The following is an 18,981-nucleotide window of genomic DNA, read 5'->3' as shown; positions in this document are numbered from 1 at the left end:
GGCTTAGGTTAAATAAACCTTAAAGGTTGTGCCTTTGCCCAGCTTACTTTCAACCTCTATTTTACCGCCCAGGGCTTCCACCTGGTTTTTAGTAATAAACAAGCCCATACCTTTGGCATCGCGGTTGCCGTTAAAGGTTTTGTACATTCCAAATAAGTCGTTACCGTTTTTTTCCAGGTCGATACCGATGCCGTTATCGGCGATGGTGAAACCCTGCCTGTTGTTCTCGTTAAAATACCTGATGGTAATTTTGGGGTGCTCAATAGCCGAGCGGTATTTAATAGCGTTGCTTACCAGGTTATGTACAATGCTTTCTAAATATGCAGGGCTGTAAGTAAGTGTACAATCGGCCGGGATCTGGTTATCGATATGCACATGCCATAAGCTTATCTCGTTACCAAGTAGCTCTATTGCCCGGTTAAAGTAGCTGAGCAGGTCAAGCTCCGAAGTCTGGATGTCTACGTTGGTTTGTATTGATACCACCTCGTTAAGGTTGGCAATGGTATCATTCAATTGCTCCGAAACCTTTGTTAAATGGCCGGATAGTTCCTGCCGTTCCTCGTTGCTGGTAACCGGGTCGGCCAGTACATCCATTATCATTTTAAAATTACTGGCGTGTGTGCGCAGGTTATGCGATACAATGTAGGCAAAGTTTAGCAGGCGTGCATTTTGGCTGCTTGCTACATCCAGTGTTTCGCGCAGGTGCTGCTCCTGCTGCTTTTGGTCGGTGATATCTACGTGTGTGCCAATAATGCGGGCAGGTTTGTTATTTTCATCATACTCGATCACCTTTCCCCTGTCCAATATCCACTTATAGGTACCATCCTTACATAAAACACGGTGCTGGTTGGTATAAATATCTGTTTCGCCGTTGATATAAGCACGCACATCTGCTACATATCGTTCCCTGTCGTCGGGGTGTACCCGCCTTGTCCACTGTCCGGGCTCGTTGCTAAACTCATGCTCGTCCAGGCCTATCATGCTCAGGCATTGTTTAGAATGAAAGATGGTATTGTTACGCAGGTCAAGGTCCCAGATGCCCCCGCCAGAGCCTTCCGATGCAAATATCCACCTGCGCTCGCTTTCCCGTAATTTGTTTTCGGCTTTTTTGCGTTCGGTAATATCTTTTATCTGCGATACGAAGTATAAAGGTTCGCCGGCTTTATCACGTACCAGGGCCACATATAGCAGCACCCATATCACGTTGCCATCCTTTTTAATGTACCGCTTTTCGAGGTTATAAGTTTGTATCTGGTTATTAAGGGTTTTTTGCAGTAAGCTAAGGTCGGCTTCCAGGTCTTCGGGGTGGGTTATTTCCTGGAAAGTTTTAGATATCAGTTCCCGTTCGGTGTAACCCAGCATATCGCATATGCTTTTATTCACCTTCATAAACTTACCCGCTGTAGATACCAGTACCACTCCAATGGGCGAATATTCAAAAGCGTTCCTGAATGTTTCTTCGCTTATTTCAAGGGTTTGTTCGGTATTTTTTTGTTCGGTAATATCTATATGTCTGCCAACCATGCGTATAGGGATATCGCCATTCCACTCAATTACACGCCCGGTAGAATTTATCCATACAATCGAACCGTTTTTATGCGTGTACCTTACATCAATATTAAAGGGTTTTTCGCCGTGGCTATCGTAATGCCCTTTAAGGCATTCGTCCATTCGGGGCATATCTTCGGGCACAATTAGCTTTGCCCAGGTATCGGTGGTGTTAGGCAGCTCGTGGTCCTGGTAGCCAAACATGGCCTTAAAGGCCGCGCTTAAGATCACTTTATCTTCCTGCAGATAACAATCCCAATAACCGGCAAGGGTTTCTTCAAGAATGATCTTATAAATGTTATCCATTAATTGGGGTATTACGTAATATTAACGGTTATCCAAGATACAATAATTTGATTATATACAAGCACTTAACAAAATTGCCCACAGTAACAAATGCGTACAGCGCCCGGCGCAATATCGCAGTTTACGGCTATTCAACATGTTAATTACAACAGATGTTTTTTTAAGTATTTCTTAAAATTATCCGGAATGTATTATATTCGTATCGCCCTAAACCTAATTAATATGTATAAAGCTATTATCCTCCTGTTATTATGCATTGGCACATCTGTAGCTAATGCGCAAACCGAAACAAATACACCAACTACACAACCTTACGGAAAAATTGACCTTGCAGACCTGGAGCTTAAAGCCTGCGATTTTGAAAAAAATGCCAATGCAGAGGTGCTGTTCAACAAAAGCAAAGTATACTTTAATGCGAACTATGATATTGTAACCGACATACATAAACGCGTTAAAATATTTAACGATAACGGTAAAGATTATGCCAACGTACGTATAGAGTATTATGGCGGCGACCGGTCTGAGTATATATCGAGCATACAGGCCGAAACCATTAACCTTACCAATGGCGCACCCGAAATTATTAAGGTTGATAAGAAGCAGATATTTACAGAAAATATCGACCGCAGCCGCACAGCTACCGTATTTTCGTTCCCTAACGTTAAGCCGGGTTCGGTAATTGAATATAAATATTCTATTGTAAGCAGCAACCTCGGCAACTTCCCCGATTGGTATTTTCAAACCAGTATACCAACCCGCTACAGCGAATTAACCACCAGCACACCTGATATTTTATATTATAAGAACCTGGAGTCGGTCCGCCAGCCGTACGCGGTTAATAGCCGCAATCGCGATGGTTCGGTTACAAGGGCTTTGGCAAACGTAGCATCAATACCTGACGAGCCGTTTATGAGTTCGCTGGAAGATAACTGTCAGCGCATATTATTCCAACTAATGAGCATCAGGCCAATTGGGCAGCGGGTGATGAGTTTCTCTGACTCCTGGACAAAAGTTGGCGAAACGCTAATGGATTCGCCCGAATTTGGAGGGCAGCTAAACCACAAAATTGCCGGCGAAGATGTGATCATTGCCAAAGCAAAAGGCATGGCTAACGATAATGAGCGCATTGCCTACATATTTAACGAGGTAAAAAATAACATGAAATGGAGCGAGTATTACAGTAAATACTCGGACGATGGCATATCAAAAGCATGGGATAAAAAAGCGGGCAATTCGGGCGAAATAAATATGATCGTATATCATTTACTAAAAAAAGCCGGAGTAACCGTTTACCCAATGATAACCAGTACGCGTAAAAATGGCAGGGTTAATCCGGGCTATCCAAATTATTACCAGTTTAACAGCACGGTAGCCTATGTACCGGTTGATAGTACTACGTTTTATGTGCTTGATGCCTCAAATAAATACAATATCTACAACCAGATCCCCGCTAACCTTTTAAACTCCTTTGGTTTTTACATGAATAAGGATAAAAAGGACTATAGTACTCTTTTTCTTCAAAACATAAAACCAATAAGGCAGGTGGTACTGGTGAGCGGCGATATAAAGGCAGATGGCAAAATGACCGGCACTGCTTCAATAAGCAACTTTGGCTATAACAGGGTTTCGGCCGTCACCCGGTATAAAAAGGATGGAGAAAAAAAATTCATCGATTATATACAGGATGATGATAACAACCTTAAAATATCTTCGCTAAAATTTGAAGGTATGGATACAGATACGCTGCCGTTAACACATACGGTAGCTTTTGATCTTGAGCTTACCGGATCTGACGGTAACTACATTTACTTTAACCCTAATATGCTAAGCGCCATAAAAAACAACCCGTTTTTAAGCGAAAACCGCTTTACCGATATCGATTTTGGCTACCGCAGTAACTATACTATAAATTGCACTTTTAGAGTGCCTGCAGGCTATAAGGTTGATGTTTTACCCAAAAGCGTAAGCATGACCATGTCTGATAAAACAATTATTTTTAGGCGCACAGCGGCCGAGCAGGATGGTACAATAGTGGTGCGGCTGTATGTCGACCAGAAAAAATCCATCTACTTTAAAGAAGACTACCCGGAGATCCACGAGTTCTATAAAAAAATGTACGAGATGCTTAACGAGCAGATAGTTCTTAAAAAATCCTGATGATGAGGTACGTGAATATAAAAGCCCTGCTGTGTGCAGTGGCACTTACTATCCTGGCAAATGGCTTATACGCGCAGCAAAAAGAAATACCAAAAGCGCTTTATACCGCAGCAGGCATTCCCGATTCGTTAAAAGCAGACGCCAACTCTGTTGTTAGGTATAAAATGAAAGATATAACGGTAAACGGGCCCGATGATATCTCTGTGAAAGAACACTCCATCATAACCGTTTTAAACGAGAAAGGCAACGATGAGGCACAAGCGGTTTTAGGTTACAGTAAGAAATACAATTCTATAGGCGCTTTTGAAATGCGCATTTATAACGCGGCCGGCGAAATGATAAAAAAATATCGCAAAAGCGATATGTACGATCGATCGGCAGTTAGCGGTTCTATTGTTACCGATGAGCGGTTGATGATGATAGATCATAGTATTGCGGCGTACCCGTCGACGATAGAAATTACCTCCGAAACAAATTACAGGAGTTCAATGAATATCGAATCGTGGTATTTTCAGGGAACTGAACAATCTATACAAGACGCGTATTGCCACATCGCTATTAAACCCGGATCGGGTTTCAGGTACCTTAACAAGAATATCCGCACCAAACCACAGGTAACCAACGATGGTAAATACGAAAATTATTCGTGGCATGTATCAAACTTAAAGGCTATTAAACTCGAAGATGGAGCTAAAGCATGGCGGGTGCTGCCGCGCATATATTTTGCTGCCAACAAGTTTGAATTTTATGGCCTCGACGGGGATTTTAGTTCGTGGGAAAGCTTCGGTAAATGGATATTAGGCTTAAACGCCGATGTATGCACCCTTAGCCCGCAAAGGGCCGAAGAGATCAAAAAAATGACAGCCAATATAAAAACCGACAAAGAAAAGGTAAGGTTTTTATATGAGTACATGCAGCAAAGTATGCGGTATGTAAGTATAAGCCTGGGTATAGGGGGCATGAAACCCTTTGCCGCCGACTTTGTAGACCAAAAAAAATACGGAGATTGCAAGGCCTTGTCAAACTACATGTATGCCTTGTTAAAGGCGGTTGATATCCCGGCCAATTATGCCATCATTAATTCGGGTGCTAATGCCGAGCCTGCCGAACCGGGCTTTGCCCGTAATTCATTTGACCATGTTATACTTTGCGTTCCGTTAAAAGGCGATACCACTTGGCTGGAATGCACCAGCAGCACACAGGCGTGCGGCAAACTTGGCCCCTTTACCGAGAACAGGCGCGCCTTGCTGGTTACCGAGAGCGGCGGCAAACTGGTAAATACCCCAAAAAGTGTGGCCGAAGACAACCAGTTTAACAGTGATGTGCAGGTTATATTAAATGCCGATGGCGGCGCCAAAGCGCAGGTAAAAATTACAAGTACAGGCGAGTATCGTGATGATTATTTGGCTGTTGCTGCGCTGAAGGTTGATGACCAAAAGGAATACCTTATCAATACGCTTCATATGAAGCAGCCATCGGTATTGGATTATAAACCACTGATTGATAAGGATGGCGTAAAAGAGGTAAGCCTTGACATTGAATACGATAAGTTTTGCGATGTACAAGCCGGCAACAAACAGTTTTATCGCCCCCGCGTAATTGATATATGGGCAAGTACGCTGCCCGTGCTGGAAAAAAGAACCTCGGATTACTACTTTAACCAGCCTATGCTGAAGAATTGCACAACCACCATTACCCTGCCCGAGGGATTTGAAGTAGAGGCCCTGCCTGCAAACCAAAGCTTAAAATTCACCTATGGCACTTTTGATGTTAAATACGTTTACGACACAGCTAAGAACCAGGTAATAAGCATAAGCAAGTTTAGTTTAACCAACCATGTTATCCCGGCGGCAAAATATACCGAGATGCAGCAATACATGGATAACATTGCCAAAGCACAAAATAAAAAGCTGGTAATACGAAAGAAGGCTTAATTTTGTCAGTATGATCTTCAGGCTTGATGAGCGTTTGCTATTCCCCAACCCCGAGTTGGCAGACGAGGACGGGCTGCTGGCCGTTGGCGGCGACCTGTCGACAGCGCGCTTGCTGCTGGCTTATCAAAACGGTATATTTCCCTGGTACAGCGATGATGAGCCCATACTTTGGTACTCGCCGCACGAACGTTTTGTGCTTTATCCGCAGGAGCTAAAGATCTCTAAATCAATGAAGCAGGTACTGCGTTCAGGTAAATTTAGGGTTACTACCAATACCTGTTTCACTGATGTAGTAGCGGCTTGCTCCAACATAAAACGCGAAGGCCAGGATGGCACCTGGATCACCGATGATATGAAAGCCGCCTATGCTAACCTGCATCATGATGGCCATGCACATTCTGTTGAGGTTTGGCAGGATGAAAAACTGGTTGGCGGGCTTTATGGCGTACAGACAGGTGATGTGTTTTGCGGCGAAAGCATGTTTAGTCTGGTGAGCAACGCCTCAAAAACCGCGCTGATATGGCTTTGCAACACCGCCAAATACAAACTGATAGATTGCCAGGTGCATACCGAACACCTGGAAAGCATGGGCGCAAAGATGATAAGCCGCGAAGAATATATTGCCGTTCTGCATAAAACCACTGGCTAAACATTAGTTTTGTAAACAGATGGAGCAGGCAATTAACAAAGAGCGTATAATTTTAGGTATCGACCCCGGCACGGCTGTTATGGGTTATGGCCTGGTGCTTGAAAAAGGCCCAAAAATTGAACTGATAAGCCTTGGCGTGGTTAAGATGGATAAGATAGACGACCACATGCTAAAACTGCAGCGCATCTTTGAAAAAACCGTGGCCCTTATTGATAACTATAAACCCGATTGCCTGGCTATTGAGGCGCCCTTTTATGGCAAAAACATCCAGGTAATGTTGAAGCTGGGCCGTGCACAAGGGGTTTGTATGGCGGCGGCGCTATCGCGCAATGTTGCTATAACCGAATATGCGCCGCGTAAAATAAAACAATCTATTACCGGCAATGGCAATGCCACCAAAGAGCAGGTATCGGCCATGCTGCAAACCCTTTTAAAATTTACCGAAACGCCCGATTTTTTTGACGCTACCGATGGCCTTGCCGTGGCGGTGTGCCATTCGTTTCAAAAAATACAAACATCGCGCGGGGGTAAGGTCACCAGTAAAAAGAGCCACTCGGGCTGGGAGGCTTTTGTGAAAGACAATGCCGCGCGAGTTAGCATAGCCCCTAAAAAATAAAGCTGTTATAACAGCAGTTTGCGCACATCGTCCCAGGTATTTACGCGTACATCCCATTCTACATCGTGGTTATGGCTCGCGGTAAATAGTATCCCCTGCCCCACAAAACGTTTAAAATGCTTCACGTTGTCATCTATCAGGTAGTCGGCATTGATAATGCTTTTATCCCCGCAAAAAACGATGTTGGTCCACGAGATGTATGGGAAATGCTTACCCAGCCAGGCCAGTTTCGGCAATAAAGAATTCGGGAATTCCATAGCAGCGGTAGTTATAAAGATCTCGTACTTTTCATATAAGTCTTCGATCACTTCCTGGCAGCCGGGTATAAGTTCAAGGTCTACAAAAAAGTCGTCATGATAAACGTATTCCTTTATCAGGTACTGATGGTCGGCAGGTAACAACTCTGAAAATTTTTTAGAATTAAGTTGTTCGTGGGTAAATTCAATGCCTTTATCGCGCTTGTACCACTCCGCAAATCGGATGTTGGCGTCGGCGATAACCTCATCCATATCAATTGCTATTCTTTTCAGTTGTGTCATAAGTACACAAATATAACGCCTTTAAATCAGACAGTTGTTTATAATTATTCTAAATAACTTGCACAGCAGGCTTATATATTATACATTTGGCCATTATTTATAATTAGTCTTAATAAGAATGAAACGATCTAACCCCACAATTTTAAAGTTGTCGCTAATATTAACCGTACTATTTGCGGTGCTTATGCCGCACCTATCATTTGCCCAAACCAGGGGCACAATACAAGGTAAAGTTGTAACCGGCAAAAACCAGCCTGCAGATAACGTATCAATAGGTTTAGAAGGCACCAGTTACGGTTCAACCACTAAATCAAACGGCGAGTTTTCTTTTAAAGCACCTGCGGGTTCATATACTATTATCATATCTTACGTTGGTGTACAAACTGTTGAAGTACCTGTTACTGTTACCGCAAACCAGGTAATTACCGTGCCTGCCATTACTGTAAACGCAAGCCTTTCGCAATTAACAGAAGTTAATGTTATTGCAAACCGCTCTAACCGTTTTGCACGTAAACAAAGTACCGACGTAGGAAAGATACCTTTGGATAACCTGGAGAACGCTCAAAGCTATACTACCATCAGCCGCGAACTTTTGCAGGAGCAGCAGATCTTCAGCGTTGACGAAGCGCTTAGAAACTCATCGGGCGTGCAAAAACTTTGGGATGCTACTACCCGCGCAGGCGATGGCGGCGGCTATTTTTCACAACGCGGCTTTGTTACCCAAATATCTGTACGTAACGGCATTGCAGGGATAGTTAGCAATAGCGTTGATGCAGTTAACGTTGATAAAGTTGAAGTTATAAAAGGCCCCTCGGCAACATTGTTTGGCGGGGCAGTAACTTCATTTGGTGGTTTAATAAACCGCGTTACAAAAAAACCTTACGATACATTTGGCGCCGAAATTGGCCAAACTATTGGCAGTTACAATTTAAACCGCACCAGCCTTGACTTAAATACACCGATTGGTTCAACCGTTGCTTTTCGCTTAAACACCGCTTACAATTACGAGGGCAGCTTTCAAAACTATGGCAAAACCCGCACCTTTGCGGCCGCGCCAAGCTTGTCAATAAAAGCCAATGATAAATTATCGTTCTTGTTTGAAGCTGAAATGTTTTTTGGCCGTAATTCGGCCAAGCCGTTTTTCTTCTTTTATGATTCTCCAAAAGCAATGGGCGTAAGTAAGGTAAGTGATCTGAATATCGATTACAAACAAGCTTACGTTAATGATGATATCACCATGTACTCGCGTAATATCAACTACTTTGCGCAAGCCAACTATAAAATATCAGATAAGTTTACTTCGCAAACTATCTTTTCGTCATCAAACAGTTTTTCTAACGGGCATAACCCTTATTTTTACCTGCTTACCGATGAAACCGCAGTTACGCTGGCTGAATCTGCAGGTGTAACCCTACCAAACCCGCCGGGCAATAACAATTACGTTTTTCGTAACGATCAATCTACCGACCACAGTAAGTTTGGAGCCATACAAATACAGGAAAACATTAACGGGGATTTTAAAATCGGCTCAGTTCGTAACCGCTTCGTTTTTGGTTTAGATTTTCAACGTCAAAACTCCCGCGAAATTTACTACGGAAACACTTATGACTTTGCACCAATAAACGATCCTGCTTTTAATTATGGGGCATTAAACAAAACAGCAGCTGATGCTATCCCCCCTACGGCAGCTAACAGCTTCCCTTATATTTACAAAAAAAACACTTACGCCGCATACTTATCTGATGTGATCAATATTACTGACAGATTGATTGCATCTGTTGGTGCCCGCGTTGACCGTTTTGAGAACAAAGGGACTTACGCTATCGACGGGACACAAAATTCTAAACCCTTCACCCAAACAGGTTTTTCACCAAAGTTAGGGTTGATCTACCAGCCTGTTAAAGAAGCTGTATCTATTTTTGCCAACTATCAGAATGGTTTTAGTAACCCGGATGTTTACACTGATGGCGCAGGCAACTCTGCTATACCTAAAATTCAAAATGCAAACCAAGCCGAAGGCGGTGTTAAACTGGCGCTGTTAAATGGTAAATTAAACGGTACCTTAAGCGTTTACCGTATAAAGGTAACCAACATCATCCGTTCTATTCCGGGTTCATCATTCTTTGGTTCGGTACAGGATGGTACTCAAACCAGCAAAGGTTTCGAGGCTGAGTTTGTTGCAAATCCGGTATCTGCCGTTAACATTGTAGCAGGCTTCTCTTACAACGATTCCAAATTCACTGCCGGCGACCCTGATGTTTTAGGCCTGCGCCCCAATACTGCCGGCTCGCCGTACTTAGCTAACCTTTACATTAGCTACCGTTTACCACAAAGCTTTGTTAAAGGATTAGGTGTTGGCGTTGGCGGCAATTACGCAAGCGCTAACAAAGTAATAAACAGCGTTAGCCAGGGTAGTTTCGAATTGCCATCATATACTTTGTTGAACGCATCGGTATATTTGGATAGGCCTAAATACCGTTTTGGTTTAAGCGGCAATAATTTAACAAACAAATATTATTACACAGGTTATACAACTATTAACCCGCAAAGGTTACGTCAGTTTGTACTAAGCGCTTCATATAAATTTAAATAATGACGCCTTTTAAAAAAGTAATGCTTTTTTGCCACCGCTGGCTCGGGTTTATTTCCGGGCTTGTGGTGTTTATAGTTAGTATCACCGGTTGTATCTTTTGTTTCCAGGACGAGATCCAGGATGCTGTTTATGATTACCGCACGGTTGAGTCGCACGGCAAACCTTATCTTAACCCATCGCAGCTCATAGCTGTTGCTAAGCAGAATTATCCAAAGGCATCGCCCGATTATATATACTACTACGGCGAAAAAAGGCCTGCTTCGGTATTGGCAAATACCGGCAAAGATGGCTATATGTATATCTTTATGAATCCTTATACCGGACAGATAACCCATACCGAAACGCCGCAGACCAATTTTTTCATCATTGTAGAATACATCCATCTGTACCTGCTGATGCCGCCCGAAATAGGCAGGTGGATAGTAGGGGTATCGGTTATTATTTTTATGGTGATCATGATAACCGGGCTTATTCTTTGGTGGCCTAAACGCAAAAGCGACCGCAAGCGCAGTTTCACCATTAAATGGGGTGGCAGATGGCGCAGGGTAAATTACGACCTGCATAATGTACTGGGCTTTTACGCCACTTCTATCGCAATAATATTATCCATCAGCGGCCTGGCAATAGCATTTGAACCGGTAAGCAAGGCCATCTACAACACAGCAAACATTGGCAGGGATATTAAATACGAGGAGGAAGTGACCGAGCCTAAATCCGATTCGCTTAAAAAAGCAGGCGTTGCTGATAAGCCCGTGGTAGATATCGCATTCGCGCACGCCCGGCAGCAATCACCCCATGCCGAAATGTATCTGATCCATAATGACCCTGCACCATCGGGCGCTATAGGCGCGGGCGCGTACCCTAAATCTATGCGTTACGCATATGCGAGTGGTTACGAGTTTGACAAATACAATGGCAAGGTATTAAAGACATACGCATACGATAAGAAAAGCCCTGGCTTAAAGCTAATGGAGATGAACTATGATATTCACGTAGGCCAGATTGGTGGCATAACTACCAAGATCATCGCTTTCTTAGCCAGTTTGATCTGTGCAAGCTTACCCATAACCGGGTTTATCATCTGGTTGGGCAAGCGTAAAAAATCAAAATCGAAAACAAGTAAAGTACGTAACGCCGTGCATCATAAAACGCACAGGCGGCAAATGCAGGTTTCATAAGGATAAAGACAAAAGCAAAGCCCGCGGAGATATTTCTGCGGCCTTTGTTTTTATATTCAAAATGTCATTTCGATGAGCAGCAGGGGTGGGGCATGTGCTATCGGGCGAAGAGAAATCTTATACACCCTGCACAGCGGCATATCGCTTGTATAAGATCCCTCCTCGTTCCTCGTTCGAGATGACAGTTGTTTCACTACCTATCGCTACCTATACTCTATTTCCACATCATCCGTAAGCGCGTGGCCGGTACAGGTTAGGACCCAGCCTTTGGCGAGGTCTTCATCGGTTAGTACTTCATTCTTAGCCATCTCTACCTTCCCGGTTTTGCAAAATGCCACACATGCCGAGCAGATCCCGCTGCGGCAACTATAAGGTAAAGGTATCTTGTTTTGCAAGGCCGCCTGCAATATGGATTGGTTTTCGCCAGCGACAATATTGTGCTGTTCGTTATTGAAATTGATGCTGATGTTTTTAGGCGGGTAATTGGTTTGGCTGCCGGTAACCGGCACGGTTTCCAACACAAAGTTTTCTTTATGTATCTGCCCCGGCCCAATGCCCATATACAAAAGCGTAAGCCTGATCATCCGCATATATACAAAAGGGCCGCACAGGTAAATTTCGGCTTTGTCTTTACCAAAGTTCAGCTGCTCATTAACTAATCGCTCTACCATAATATTGGTAAGGCGGTTGGCGTCATAGCTTAGCAGATAGGTAATGTTTAGTCTTTCGGTATTCAGAGCCTGTAATTTCTCCAGTTCATTATAAAACAGTACAGATTGTTTATCCTGGCTGCTGTAAATAAGGTGCAGCCTGCTTTCGCCCGGCCATTTCAGGATGTATTTGATGATAGAGAAGATAGGCGTAACGCCACTCCCCGCGGCAAAAAATAACAGATCTTTCTTAAGTTGATGATCATTAATGGTAAAGACACCTGCCGGTTCGGCGGCGAAGAGCACATCGCCAACGTTAACTTTTGCAAGCAGGAAACGCGAGATCTCGCCGTTGGTAACCCGCTTAACGGTAATGGCAAGCCTGTCTTCATCAGGTGATGAGCTTAGCGAGTACGACCGCCGGATCTCCTGGTTATGGTGATTAAATATTAGTGTAAGAAACTGCCCCGCTTTGTACGATACTTTACTTCCGCTTACTTCAAGCAGGTAAAAGGTCGCCGTATCCGGCAGCTCCCATTTTATTTCATCAACCCGCAGCTGCAGCATCCGCTCAGATCTTGATCACCAGTTTACCAAACTGCTTTGCAGCGCCCATTTTGTCGAAAGCCTTCTTAGCATCTGCCAGCGGAAATACCTCGTCAACAACCGGCACTATTTTATGCTGGTTAACCAGGGCAAGCATGGCTTTAAAATCATCGGGTGTGCCCATAGTGGTACCTATTATCTGTAGTTGCTTCCAAAATATGGGGCGGGCATTAAGTTCCGGAACATTACCGGCCGTCCCGCCAAAGAAAACCATGCGCCCGCCGGGATTGCACAAGTCGGGCATTTTTGCAAAATCAGGGCCAAGGGCGCTGTCGACAATAATATCAAAGCCGCCGCCACTAAAATGCTTTAGTTCCTGCGCCCAATCCTGCGCCTTATAATTCACACCCGCGCACGCCCCAAGCAGTTTGGCCTGTTCAATTTTTTCGCCGCTGCCCGATGTTACAAAAACCTGCGCCCCGGCCGCCAAAGCAAATTGCAGCAGAAACGAGCCGGTGCCCGCGCCAACCCCAACAACCAAAACCTTATCGCCCTTTTTAATATTCGCCTTTGTAAACAAAGCTCGGTAGGCGGTTAGCCCTGCCAAAGGTAAAGCAGCTGCCTGTTCAAATGTTAAATAAGCGGGTTTCGGGTATAGGTATTCGGCTTTCACCAACACATATTCGGCCATGGTGCCATTATCCGGCAGTCCAAGGATCTTAAATTCTTTTGATTGAAACTCCGGGTGTTCGCCCCAGTTATGCGATGGATTGATGATAACCTCTTTACCCAGCCATTCGCTTGCATCATCCCCTGCTTCGGCAACAATACCAGCGCCATCGGCACCTAATATGGTTGGATATTTTAGCCCGGCGTATTTACCCTGGGTTATCCACCAGTCGCGGCGGTTTAGGGCCGCGGCTTTTACCTGCACCAGCACTTCGCCCGGCCCGGGTGTGGGTTTGGCAACATCATTTACAACCAAAGGGTTTTCTGCAGATTCGAGGACGATGGCTTTCATAGAGTAATATTTAACTATGTCATTGCGAGGAGCGTAGCGACGAGGTTGCCACGCTATCGCTCGCAATGACATAGTGGCTATAGCGTATTTGTAAAAATAAAAAAAGCGGCAGAATGTTCCAATCTGCCGCTTTCAAATATAAAATGCCTGCTTTATTTAAGCGATAGCTTTTGTATATAATTCTGAAACGTGGTTCCAGTTAATAGCATTCCAGATAGCGGTTAGGTACTCTGGACGGCGGTTCTGATATTTTAAGTAATAAGCATGCTCCCATACGTCGATACCCAAAACCGGTGTGCCTTTTACTTCGGCAATATCCATTAACGGATTATCCTGGTTAGGGGTTGATGTAACCGCCAGCTTTTTATCGGCAGTAACAATTAACCATGCCCAGCCCGAACCAAAACGTGTAGCGCCTGCTTCAGATACTTTGGTTTTAAAATCGGCAAACGAACCGAAGGTGCTTTTGATAGCATCGGCCAGTGCGCCTGTAGGCTCACCGCCACCATTAGGCGATAATATTGTCCAGAACAAAGAGTGGTTATAGTGACCTCCGCCGTTGTTACGCACAGCAGGCGGAAACTTTGATATATTTTTGATGATGTCTTCAATTTTACCATCCGCCTCTGGTTTACCTTCTAAAGCTTTGTTTAAATTGGTAACATAAGCCTGGTGGTGCTTATCATGGTGGATTTCCATGGTAGCTTTATCAATGTGCGGTTCCAGAGCATCGGTAGCGTACGGTAACGCCGGTAGTGTAAATGCCATAATATTAAAATTTAAAGGTTCAACTTATTCGTGTGATGTAGCAAATATAAGGGTTGGGGTGTGTTTTTGTTCTATATCAATGTCAAGTTTTTGTTTGGAAGCTTTTAGTTCATAGATCATAGTTCATAGTGGGGGTCGTCCATGATCTATGAACCATCAACTATGACCTATTTTCTCTTCCCTTTAAAAAAGTCCTTCACCAGTTGTGCGCACTCATTCTCGTGGATTCCGCCGGATATCAGCGTTTTGGGGTGGGTAACACTTTGGTTTAACCTGCCAAAGCCGCGCTTGGTATCGTAAGCCCCAAAAACAATGCGCCCTACCTGGAACCAGTAACTTGCGCCGGCGCACATTACGCAGGGTTCCAAAGTTACATACAGGGTGCACTCGGGCAGGTATTTACCCCCCATAAAATTAGTGGCAGCAGTAAGGGCCTGCATTTCGGCATGTGCCGATACATCGTTAAGCCGTTCGGTTAGATTATGCCCGCGGCCGATTATCTGCCCTTTGCAAACCACAATGGCGCCAATCGGTATCTCGTCCTCCTGCAGGGCAAGGCGGGCTTCCTTCAGGGCCTCGTTCATAAAAAATTCATCCGGAGAAATGGCAGGCTGCTCATCGCCAAAAGTGTAATATCGCATTATAATGTATCGTGAAACGTTCTTTTTAAATGTCTTTCTGTAACGACAAACAGCACTATAGCTGTACCTACTCCCCCAACCACCATCATGATAGCTTTGATCAGTGTTCTTAATTCGGGAGTCATATCAATTAACATTAGCCCAAAAGTGATGATGATCCCGGCAACAAACAATATTAAACCACATTTGATCATAAGCCTGGTAGAGTAGCTGTTACCCTCGTCCCAGTTTTGCTGATTTTTCATCGATCGGGTTGTTCGGTAACCGTAAAGGCTGTTTATCTTTTTAGGCGGGTAGCGTTTTTGTATCAACCCGGCAAGGATAAATATCAACCCTATCAGGTGCGGCCCTATTATCCAGTTTACAAATATCATATCAGTTTACTGCCGTTGGGCACCGGTTTATCAATAGCGGTTAGCACGATGTCGCCGTTCTCGTCGGCAAGGCCGGTCACCAAAAACTCCGACATAAAATTGGCTATCTGTTTTTTGGGGAAGTTAACCACGCCCAATATCTGCCTGCCAGGCAGTTCTTCCTTGGTGTAATGCCTGGTGATCTGCGCGCTGCTTTGCTTTATCCCAAGCGGGCCAAAATCAACCGTTAGTTTATACGCAGGCTTACGTGCTTCGGGAAAATCTGCCACTTCCAATATGGTACCGGCACGCAGTTCCACCTTTTCAAAATCATTCCAGGTTATGGTTTCCATAATAGCAAAGGTAGGGTGTTAGGTTTACAACGCACCTGTGATGTTGAATTTATTTAGAGGTCCCCCGCCGCAGCATTCAACGAGCCTGATGAACGGAACATTGGATAAAAATCGGCTTTGACTTTTGGAGTAGCGCAGAAACTGATAAGGCACAAAATTTGCTAATTTAGCAACACTATGAAAAACCGCCTGCTGCCGCTCCTGCTTACCGCTACCATCCTATCCGCATGTTCACCAAAAATTACCAGCCGTTATGCGGCAACCAATAAAGTTTATAGCGAACATGCCGACAGCCTAAGCCACACACTGCTTGCCGAAAGCCCGGCCATGCTTACTGACAGCCTGGGCAGATCCGTACCATCGGAGTTTATAGGCACGGTTAATTTTAACCTGCGCAAGCCAAACTACGTTATCATCCATTATACCGCGCAGGATTCGCTTGGGCAAACTATCAAAACCTTTACACTGGTAAAGCCGCAGGTAAGCGCGCACTACGTGATCAGTAAGGATGGAAAGGTGGTACATATGCTTAACGATTATCTTCGTGCCTGGCACGCGGGTGTAAGCAAATGGGGCAGCATCAGCGACATGAACAGCTGCTCGATAGGTATCGAACTGGATAATAAAGGAAACGAACCTTTTAGCGGCGCGCAAATGAGCAGCCTGATAACATTGCTGGCTAAGCTAAAAAAGGATTACAATATCCCAACCGCTAATTTTATTGGCCATGGCGATATCGCTCCCGGCCGCAAACCCGACCCGGGCATACTTTTCCCCTGGGAACTGCTGGCACAAAAAGGCTTCGGCTATTATTCTGACATGCTGATCGTACCTGCCCCGGCCAATTTCGACAGCGCCACCGCCCTGCGCCTTATAGGGTACGATACCCGCAACCTGCCCGCCGCCATCGGCGCCTTTAAACGCCACTTTGTACAGCGCGAGGAATCGACCAGGCTAACACAATTCGATTTGGATGTTTTATTCAATGTTTATAAGAAATATTAGAAGCCCCCCCGCCCCCTGAAGGGGGAGCAAAATATAAACGCCTGTCTGAAAAAATCAGACAAGCGTTTATGCATTTCAAAAGCTCCCCCTTCAGGGGGCGGGGGGGCTTTGGCTTTGGGCTATTTCTTCACCCACCCATCCTTCAGCGTAACCGTGCGGTTAAACACAAGCTTATCGCCAGTCGAATTTTTATCAAGCGTAAAATAACCTTTGCGCATAAACTGTACCGGTGTGCCAGTCTTTGCGTTAACCAGGTCGGGTTCAACGTAAACAGTTGGTAATATGTGCAGGCTATTTGGATTAATGTAATCTTTAAAATCGCCGTCCTCGTTGCCGGGATCTTCCACCTGGAACAGGCGGTCGTACAGGCGCACTTCGGCAGTTTTGGCGTGCGCCGCACTTACCCAGTGGATGGTTCCTTTCACATTAATGCCGCTGGTATCATTTCCGCTTTGCGATTCGGGGATGTACGAACAATGGATCTCGGTAATGTTACCGTCGGCATCCTTTACAACGCTTTCGCCTTTAATAATATAAGCGCTTTTAAGGCGTACCATCAAGCCAATACCCAGGCGGAAATATTTTTTGGTCGGCTCTTCCATAAAATCGTCGCGCTCTATCCAAAGTTCGCGCCCAAACGGAAACTCGCGACTGCCATCACCACCCTCAGCTTCGGGGTTGTTTTCGCCATGGAAGACCTCTGTTTTACCTTCAGGATAATTATCTATCACCAGCTTAACCGGGTCAAGCACGGCCATACGGCGCCAGGCGGTTTTGTTCAGGTCCTCGCGGATGCAAAATTCCAGTAAGCCAACGTCTATCATATTTTCGCGCTTAGCCACACCAATCCGTTCGCAAAATTCGCGGATGCTGGCCGGGGTGTACCCACGGCGGCGCAAGCCGCTAATGGTAGGCATGCGCGGGTCGTCCCATCCGTCTACATGGCCTTCCTCTACCAGTTGCAGCAGCTTACGCTTGCTCATTACGGTATAGTTAAGGTTAAGGCGGGCAAACTCGTATTGCTTGCTCGGGAACAGGCTTAGTTTCTCTATAAACCATTCGTATAGAGGGCGGTGGGGTATAAACTCAACCGTGCATATCGAGTGGGTGATTTCTTCAATGGCATCGCTTTGCCCGTGTGCAAAATCGTACATCGGGTAAATGCACCAGGTATCGCCGGTACGGTGATGGTGCGTGTGCTTAATGCGGTACATCAAAGGGTCGCGCAGATGCATATTGGTTGATGCCATATCCAGTTTTGCACGCAAAACTTTGGCACCATCCGGGTATTTACCGGCCTTCATATCAGCAAACAACTGCAGGTTCTCATCTACCGAGCGGCTGCGGTATTGGTTGGCCACGCCGGGTTCGGTAGGTGTGCCTTTTTGCACCGCAATTTCTTCGGCGCTGCTGTCGTCCACGTAAGCCAAGCCTTGTTTTATCAGGGCAACGGCAAAATCGTAAAGCTTGTCGAAGTAATCGGATGCGTAACACTCGTTGGCCCATTCAAAGCCCAGCCATTTCACATCCTCTTTAATGCTGTCAACATATTCAACTTCTTCTTTAGCGGGGTTGGTATCGTCAAAACGCAGGTTGGTTTTGCCATTATATTTTTGCGCCAGGCCAAAGCTAAGGCATATCGCTTTCGCGTGGCCAATGTGCAGGTAACCATTAGGCTCGGGCGGGAAACGGGTTAAAACCCGGCCGTCGTTTTTACCGGCCTCAATATCGCCCTCAACAATTTCCTCTATAAAATTCAGTGATCTTTCTTCGCTCATGATGTTTCTAACAGGGTGCAAAAGTACGGAAATTATACATTTTTTCACAGTTAATAGGGCGTTGCCTGCGGCCCGGGCCATCCGCTCATACTGCACAGGCTTTAGCCACACAGCCGGTATCCGCTTCTGTCCCTAACGCGGAAAATTGTCTGAACCAGGATTAAACGGATTTATGCGATTTATTTGATTTTACCCTTCTTTGTCATGCAGAGCGGTAGCGAAGCATCTAGTCACCACCATGCATTTGTTATTGTATGAACTGCGGCCATGAGCAGACTAACGTTCATTGAGAACACTACAGCACATGAGCCGAAATAAATTCGTCATAATACAAGCGATAAAAACA

General features: G+C 45.1%; 16 protein-coding genes. 7 read left to right on the top strand and 9 right to left on the bottom strand.

Annotated features, from left to right (window positions below):
• Window positions 1-3: 3 nt before the first annotated feature.
• Entirely contained in the window at window positions 4-1,854 is a 1,851-nt protein-coding gene (locus tag EWM62_RS14750) for a sensor histidine kinase (protein WP_129877430.1), read from the bottom strand.
• Window positions 1,855-2,076: 222 nt separating this feature from the next.
• On the opposite strand from EWM62_RS14750, the gene EWM62_RS14745 reads away from it, so the two are divergent.
• Genes EWM62_RS14745 through ruvC form a run of 4 tightly spaced genes read left to right on the top strand, consistent with a single transcriptional unit; the run spans window position 2,077 to window position 7,210 of the window.
• The gene (locus EWM62_RS14745; RefSeq protein ID WP_162499847.1) at window positions 2,077-4,011 is read left to right on the top strand and encodes a DUF3857 domain-containing protein; all 1,935 of its coding nucleotides are present in this window, start codon (window positions 2,077-2,079) and stop codon (window positions 4,009-4,011) included.
• Window positions 4,011-5,945 carry a DUF3857 domain-containing protein gene (locus EWM62_RS14740; RefSeq protein ID WP_129877428.1) on the top strand — a complete coding sequence of 645 codons (1,935 nt, stop codon included), beginning with the start codon at window positions 4,011-4,013 and terminating at the stop codon, window positions 5,943-5,945. The genes EWM62_RS14745 and EWM62_RS14740 overlap by 1 nt, the downstream gene beginning before the upstream one ends.
• Before the next feature lie 10 nt (window positions 5,946-5,955).
• Entirely contained in the window at window positions 5,956-6,594 is a 639-nt protein-coding gene (gene aat, locus EWM62_RS14735) for a leucyl/phenylalanyl-tRNA--protein transferase (RefSeq protein ID WP_129877427.1), read from the top strand.
• 19 nt (window positions 6,595-6,613) lie between these two features.
• A complete protein-coding gene (gene ruvC, locus EWM62_RS14730) occupies window positions 6,614-7,210 on the top strand; it encodes a crossover junction endodeoxyribonuclease RuvC (protein ID WP_129877426.1) in 597 nt (198 codons plus the stop codon).
• 5 nt (window positions 7,211-7,215) lie between these two features.
• Here the strand turns inward: ruvC and EWM62_RS14725 are convergent, their stop codons facing one another.
• A complete protein-coding gene (locus EWM62_RS14725) occupies window positions 7,216-7,749 on the bottom strand; it encodes a 5' nucleotidase, NT5C type (RefSeq protein WP_203235052.1) in 534 nt (177 codons plus the stop codon).
• Between the two features lie 148 nt (window positions 7,750-7,897).
• Between EWM62_RS14725 and EWM62_RS14720 the strand changes: the two genes are divergently transcribed.
• Both EWM62_RS14720 and EWM62_RS14715 read left to right on the top strand, forming a co-directional pair.
• Window positions 7,898-10,342 (top strand): TonB-dependent receptor, encoded by a 2,445-nt coding sequence (locus EWM62_RS14720; protein ID WP_203235051.1) that lies wholly within the window; start codon window positions 7,898-7,900, stop codon window positions 10,340-10,342.
• Window positions 10,342-11,520, top strand: coding sequence for a PepSY-associated TM helix domain-containing protein (locus tag EWM62_RS14715; RefSeq protein ID WP_129877424.1), 1,179 nt, complete (start codon window positions 10,342-10,344; stop codon window positions 11,518-11,520). Before EWM62_RS14720 ends, EWM62_RS14715 begins: the two co-directional genes overlap by 1 nt.
• A gap of 203 nt (window positions 11,521-11,723) precedes the next feature.
• Here the strand turns inward: EWM62_RS14715 and EWM62_RS14710 are convergent, their stop codons facing one another.
• From EWM62_RS14710 to EWM62_RS14685, 6 genes are all read right to left on the bottom strand, one after another.
• Window positions 11,724-12,737 carry a ferredoxin--NADP reductase gene (locus tag EWM62_RS14710; protein WP_129877423.1) on the bottom strand — a complete coding sequence of 338 codons (1,014 nt, stop codon included), beginning with the start codon at window positions 12,735-12,737 and terminating at the stop codon, window positions 11,724-11,726.
• Between the two features lie 4 nt (window positions 12,738-12,741).
• A complete protein-coding gene (locus tag EWM62_RS14705) occupies window positions 12,742-13,737 on the bottom strand; it encodes a quinone oxidoreductase family protein (RefSeq protein ID WP_129877422.1) in 996 nt (331 codons plus the stop codon).
• Window positions 13,738-13,893: 156 nt separating this feature from the next.
• Complete coding sequence (locus tag EWM62_RS14700; protein ID WP_129877421.1) at window positions 13,894-14,505, bottom strand: superoxide dismutase; 612 nt, start codon at window positions 14,503-14,505, stop codon at window positions 13,894-13,896.
• A gap of 167 nt (window positions 14,506-14,672) precedes the next feature.
• The gene (locus EWM62_RS14695; RefSeq protein WP_129877420.1) at window positions 14,673-15,146 is read right to left on the bottom strand and encodes a nucleoside deaminase; all 474 of its coding nucleotides are present in this window, start codon (window positions 15,144-15,146) and stop codon (window positions 14,673-14,675) included.
• Window positions 15,146-15,520 carry an SdpI family protein gene (locus EWM62_RS14690; protein ID WP_129877419.1) on the bottom strand — a complete coding sequence of 125 codons (375 nt, stop codon included), beginning with the start codon at window positions 15,518-15,520 and terminating at the stop codon, window positions 15,146-15,148. The genes EWM62_RS14695 and EWM62_RS14690 overlap by 1 nt, the downstream gene beginning before the upstream one ends.
• On the bottom strand, window positions 15,517-15,852 hold the full coding sequence (locus EWM62_RS14685) for a tRNA-binding protein (RefSeq protein ID WP_129877418.1): 336 nt from the start codon (window positions 15,850-15,852) through the stop codon (window positions 15,517-15,519). Before EWM62_RS14685 ends, EWM62_RS14690 begins: the two co-directional genes overlap by 4 nt.
• A 177-nt stretch (window positions 15,853-16,029) precedes the next feature.
• Here EWM62_RS14685 and EWM62_RS14680 point away from each other — a divergent pair, with 177 nt between their 5' ends.
• Window positions 16,030-16,857 carry an N-acetylmuramoyl-L-alanine amidase gene (locus EWM62_RS14680; RefSeq protein ID WP_129877417.1) on the top strand — a complete coding sequence of 276 codons (828 nt, stop codon included), beginning with the start codon at window positions 16,030-16,032 and terminating at the stop codon, window positions 16,855-16,857.
• A 119-nt stretch (window positions 16,858-16,976) separates the two neighbouring features.
• Here the strand turns inward: EWM62_RS14680 and EWM62_RS14675 are convergent, their stop codons facing one another.
• The gene (locus tag EWM62_RS14675) at window positions 16,977-18,635 is read right to left on the bottom strand and encodes a glutamine--tRNA ligase/YqeY domain fusion protein (protein WP_203235050.1); all 1,659 of its coding nucleotides are present in this window, start codon (window positions 18,633-18,635) and stop codon (window positions 16,977-16,979) included.
• Window positions 18,636-18,981 lie beyond the last annotated feature (346 nt).

It is taken from the genome of Mucilaginibacter terrigena, from assembly GCF_004168255.1.
Classification (GTDB): Bacteria; Bacteroidota; Bacteroidia; order Sphingobacteriales; family Sphingobacteriaceae; genus Mucilaginibacter; species Mucilaginibacter terrigena.
The sequence above is the reverse complement of the archived record's forward strand: the minus strand, read 5'-3'. Positions and strand labels throughout refer to the sequence as shown.